Origin of the sequence: Anaeroplasma sp., from assembly GCF_034179385.1 — a bacterium.
Taxonomy (GTDB): domain Bacteria; phylum Bacillota_I; class Bacilli_A; order Acholeplasmatales; family Anaeroplasmataceae; genus Anaeroplasma.
The window spans coordinates 1-5285 of the sequence record NZ_JAXFPY010000102.1; the positions used below are offsets into that span (position 1 = coordinate 1).

Genomic DNA, 5285 nt, shown 5'->3' on the forward strand with positions numbered 1-5285 from the left:
GTCAATCCATTCCAAGAGCAATAGTTTGCATCCTTTAACCTCAGGCTCCCAATCCCTCCCACTCCCGCCCCTGTCCCCTGAGCAACCACAAGTCTATTCTCTGATCTCAACGGTAAATGACATACCATTATCCTGAACAAAATGAACATTTTTAAAATATTTATCAAGCATTTTTAATTTTAATAGTTCTAAATAATGGAAGGAAAATTTAAAGAATAAATGCTCCTTTAATTCACTAGGAAATTTTGCAATTTCTTCGAATCTTTGTGTTAAAGTACCATTCGTAACTACCATTACATAATGCCCACATAATAACAGTTTATGAACAACCTCTACCATTTCAGGATAAAGTAAGGTTTCACCAGTTGCGCAAAGATTAATCATGCAGGTTCCACCTAATCTTTCCTTAGCAAATGCTTTATCAATGCTTTCTAAGCAATAGCTAAAATCAGGCTTTTCACTCTTCCACCATCCATTTTGGGTAACATAGCAATATTCACATTTAAAATTACAAGATTTTATAGGTACATGACACTCTATAAACATTTTCATTTGCTCATTCATATTATCCCTCAATAATTTCTTTTATAATATCGGCTAATTCTTTTTCTTTTTCTACTAAATGAGTATAGGAATAAGAAATAGGTTTCTTTAAAATCTCTTTAGATACTTTCTCAAATAGCTTAACATCCTCAAGTACTGCAATATTTTCACATTTCGATAGCCATGCATTATATACACCTAAAACCTTGTGGCTTGAATTATCAAACGCAATCGTATGAGTGCCTGCAAGAGCACTTAAAACCATTCCATGTAAGCGGTCTGTGACAAAGATATCTGCCTCACTAAACTCTTCAAGCTTTGCATCAATCATTTTTTTACGATTCGATAAAATAATGTCTCCATTATTTTTGCCATCCGCAAGTGTTGAAGTGTAACGAATTGTATAGCCTTGATTAGCTAGAATATCCTCAACTTCTTTTCTTTCACTATTCGATAGACAAGCTTCCTTATCTTTTCTAAAGCAAACTAGGGCAAGCTTACCATTCTTTTCCTTCTTGTTAAAATCCTCATTTAGGAACAATGCCATATCTGGCATAAAGAATAGCTTCTTATCATCCATAAATGTTTTTGCAAATTCATAGGATCTTCTATCTCTTAGTATTATAGTAAGATTCTTATGCTCTGTATAAATCTTTTTTGATTCTATAAATTCACTTTCACTACCTACAGAATCTGTAAAGAACATCGTTTGCGATAAAATAATAATTTTATTATTTGGATAGGATTTGATAATATGTCTTACCATATTCTCTTCATTCATCCATAAATCACCTAAGAAGCCACCGCCAGTAATGAATAGGACATCATCACAACCCACAAATGGCTTAATTGCATCATGATCATACCTGTAATGATCTCCAGTTACCTCAAGGAATTGATAATCCTTGAAATATTTTTGTAAGAAGGTAGATTCTGAAAATGCAATCGCATGATCTCCAATATTACTTCTATCCGATGTACCTAAAAGCCAAATATGCTTCTTATTCTTATCTACATTTAAAGCATTGGTAAATGTTCTATAATATTTCCCCATTTTCTTTTTATATGCATTTTCTTTTCTCTTGTTGTTAAATCTATATAGCTTAATCGCAATCTTTAAGAAGAAATCTAAGAATACACCAAGCTTTCTTGCTTTATAATAGAATTTAAAATACATAAGCTTAAGCTTTTCTTTTTTAGATTTTTGATTCTCCATAAATTCTTTTACATATGGATTATTCTTTATATCATTTCCTACTCTTTTCTTTACTTCCTTAATCATTAAGGATTTTACCTTATGACCAATAGTAGGATAAACATAAGCATGTAAATAGCTAAACCATTGATAAATTAGCTTATCTATCATTTCTTTATCGCAATTCTTCTTTTTAAATTCTTCAGTTAAATACTCTAATGTTTTAATTTGCTCTAATAGCTTCATTGAACCTTTTCTAGTCATAGAAGAGTCATTAAAACGATAGTAATAATTTACGGTTTTAGAAAATCTAACCCTAGGCTTCTTTAGCCCAACTAATGCATTTGTCATTAGATCCTCTGCCATAGATACTTCCTTATAATCTAAATATCCTGCATCTAACAAGAAGCTTTTCTTAAATAATCTAGGGAATAGGAAATGGAATATTTTATCTAGCATAATTTCATTAAAATATTCTAAATCACTAAATTCCTCTGCATGAGTATTTGGATATACAATAAAGGATTTATCCTTTGCCTGATAATATAAATCGGAAACAACAATATCTTCATTATCCTTTATGGATGAAACAAGATTAGATATACAATCCTTATTCATCCAGTCATCTCCATCCATAAAGAAGATGTAATCCCCAGTTGCCTCTTCTAATCCTTTCTTTCTTGCAGAAACAATTCCGCCATTTTTTTTATTGATTAACTTAAATCTAGGATTATTACCATATAATTCTAAAGCTAACTTTTCTGTATTATCCTTAGAACCATCATTAACAAATAATACTTCAAAATTATCATAGTCCTGATTTAATGCGGTACCTATTGAATTTTTTAAATACTTTTCAATATTATAACCAATAATTATAATACTAACCTTTAAAGAATTCATAAAACCCTCCTTAAGAGTATTTATACCCCTATGTAATAGGGTGAAGCTCAATCCATTATACACTATTTTTAATATAATTAAAAAACCATCCGAAAATGGTGCTTATGAAAGCGTGTTGTGCTATTAACATTGAAATATCAATATTTATTGTAATCAAATTAATTTTATTGCTTTCGCGGGAATTCCAGCAATTTCTAAATGTAAACCTAATTTATTTTTTTCGTAAATACATCAAATAAAGACTCTTATTAGATCTTCCTTTCTTTTTGTGAAGGTATTCTTCTTTGTTTAACTGTATAATCGGTTGATATTTCATAGTAATTATAGACTTTTTCCCGTTAATGATTATTCATTAACTCTTGCAAATGATTCAATATATATTATTTTTTTCTTAAATACTTCGGCAATTTTACACAAAGGATAGATATATAACGCACCTGTCGTTATAACATAATCTGGTTTTTCTTTCCAAAAAATACATAATTCTTTTAGAGTAAGAATTATAAAATGAATTAAGAAAATACTTCTTTACAATTGATTCTATGTATTCTATGTATTCTATATATTTTCATTTCATTAGGTGTGTGATAATTATCCTTATTTTTTGTAACTAAAATAGATTTATAATTATCGCAAACATCCATTATTTTATTTAGCTCACTATAATGTTCACCTGACGAACACACAAAACATATTTTTTCATTTTAAAATCAACTCCCACCAATTTTATGCAATTTATCTATCTTTATAATTCTTATCAATCCAGTTCATATATTCACCAGATTCTACATGGGATAACCATTCTTGGTTATCTAAATTCCATTTTATTGTTGCTTTGATTCCTGTATCAAAGTTGTGCTCAGGCTTCCAGCCAAGCTCTGTTACAATCTTCGTTGGGTCCATGGCATAACGTAGGTCATGACCTGGACGGTCCGTTACGTAATTAATTAAGTCTTCTGACTTATTTAATTCCTTTAAAATGGTTTTAACAACCTCAAGGTTTGTTCTTTCGTTATGTCCACCAATATTGTAGATTTCACCATCTCTTCCTTTTCTTACAATTAAATCAATTGCTGTGCAGTGATCTCCAACATATAACCAGTCTCTTACATTTTCACCCTTACCATAGATTGGTAATTTTTCGCCCCTTAATGCCTTTTGAATCATTAAAGGAATTAATTTTTCAGGGAAATGATATGGACCATAGTTATTTGAGCATCTAGAAATCGTTACAGGTAATTTAAATGTTCTATGATATGCTAAAACTAATAAATCCGCTGATGCCTTAGATGCACTATATGGGCTTGATGTATGGATTGGTGTTTCTTCAGTGAAGAATAGATCAGGTCTATCTAGAGGTAGGTCTCCATAGACCTCATCTGTAGATACCTGATGGTATCTTTTAATACCATATTTTCTACATGCATCCATTAGTGTTTGTGTACCTAAAATATTAGTTTCTAGGAAAATTCTTGGATTTTCAATAGATCTATCTACATGAGATTCTGCAGCAAAGTTAATTACATAATCAAATTTTTCTTCTTCGAATAATTTAAATACTGCATCTCTGTTACAAATATTTTCATGTACAAATTTAAAATTTGGTTTATCCATAATTGGAGCAAGTGTCTCCATATTGCCTGCATAGGTTAATGCATCAATACAAACATATTGATCATTAGGATATTTATTTACCATCATATGTAAGAAATTACCACCGATGAAGCCGGCTCCACCAGTAACTAAAAATTTAGCCATATTAGTTATTCTCCTTAATTGATTTTATAATGATTACATATTTTTTAGATATCTTTCCATGGAACATTGAGAATAATACATATCTATCCTTAAATTTGGAAATTTTTGTATCTTTTTAGGTTCCATCATATTTTTATATGATTTTCCTTTAAATCTCTAATTTCAACGATTTTACTTTCTTTTAAAAATTCTATAGAATCATTTATGGTCTTATCCTTTAATTCATCTAAATATCTCTTTAAAGCATCCTTCCAATTTGGAAGTAAATTAAAACCTTGTTCCTTAAGTGTATCTTTACTCATTCTTGAATTTAGTGGTCTTGCAGCTTGATTTGGAACTAATTTAGCGTATTCTTCTGTAGTTACAGGATTTACCTTAACATCTTTACCTGCAAGTTTGAATATTTCAACTGCAAAATCATACCAAGAAATGAATCCTTCATTTGTTGCATGATAGATTCCATACTTGGTAGTTTCTATCATATCACATAATAATCTTGATAAATCATAGGTATAGGTAACAGAACCAATTTGATCATTTACTACATTTAATTCCTTCTTACCCATATCGGCGAGCTTTAGCATAGTTTTAACAAAATTATTACCATTCTTACCGAATACCCAAGAAATTCTTACAATGAAATATTTATTTAAAGTAAAGCGAACAAAGTCTTCTCCTTGTGCCTTGGTTTTTCCGTAAACGGATAAACCATTCTTTGGGCTATTTACCTCAAATGGGGTAATGCCCTTTCCATCAAATACATAATCCGTTGAAATATAAATCATTTTTGCATTGACCTTAAGACAGGCTTCTGCTATGTATTTTGGACCAAGTGCATTCACCTGGTATACCTTATCAGGCATTTCTTCTGCCTTATCCACCTGAG

Annotated in this window: 4 protein-coding genes; all 4 read right to left on the reverse strand. The window is 30.3% G+C overall.

Annotated elements, in window-relative coordinates; translation table 11 throughout:
* Nucleotides 1-93 precede the first annotated feature (93 nt).
* Nucleotides 94-564, reverse strand: coding sequence for a radical SAM protein (locus SPJ17_RS06875; protein ID WP_321094004.1), 471 nt, complete (start codon nt 562-564; stop codon nt 94-96).
* A gap of 1 nt (nt 565) precedes the next feature.
* Nucleotides 566-2641, reverse strand: a complete 2076-nt coding sequence (locus tag SPJ17_RS06880; RefSeq protein WP_321094007.1) for a glycosyltransferase — start codon at nt 2639-2641, stop codon at nt 566-568.
* A 735-nt stretch (nt 2642-3376) separates the two neighbouring features.
* Nucleotides 3377-4399, reverse strand: a complete 1023-nt coding sequence (gene rfbB / locus SPJ17_RS06885; protein WP_321094010.1) for a dTDP-glucose 4,6-dehydratase — start codon at nt 4397-4399, stop codon at nt 3377-3379.
* Nucleotides 4400-4524: 125 nt separating this feature from the next.
* A partial coding sequence (gene rfbD, locus SPJ17_RS06890; RefSeq protein WP_321094012.1) for a dTDP-4-dehydrorhamnose reductase occupies nt 4525-5285 on the reverse strand: 761 nt, incomplete at its 5' end.

Excerpts from the sequence above, each read along its gene's own strand:
- SPJ17_RS06875 (WP_321094004.1), bottom strand. The coding sequence starts at position 564 with ATGAATGAGCAAATGAAAATGTTTATAGAGTGTCATGTACCTATAAAA.
- SPJ17_RS06880 (WP_321094007.1), bottom strand. The coding sequence starts at position 2,641 with ATGAATTCTTTAAAGGTTAGTATTATAATTATTGGTTATAATATTGAA.
- rfbB (WP_321094010.1), bottom strand. The coding sequence starts at position 4,399 with ATGGCTAAATTTTTAGTTACTGGTGGAGCCGGCTTCATCGGTGGTAAT.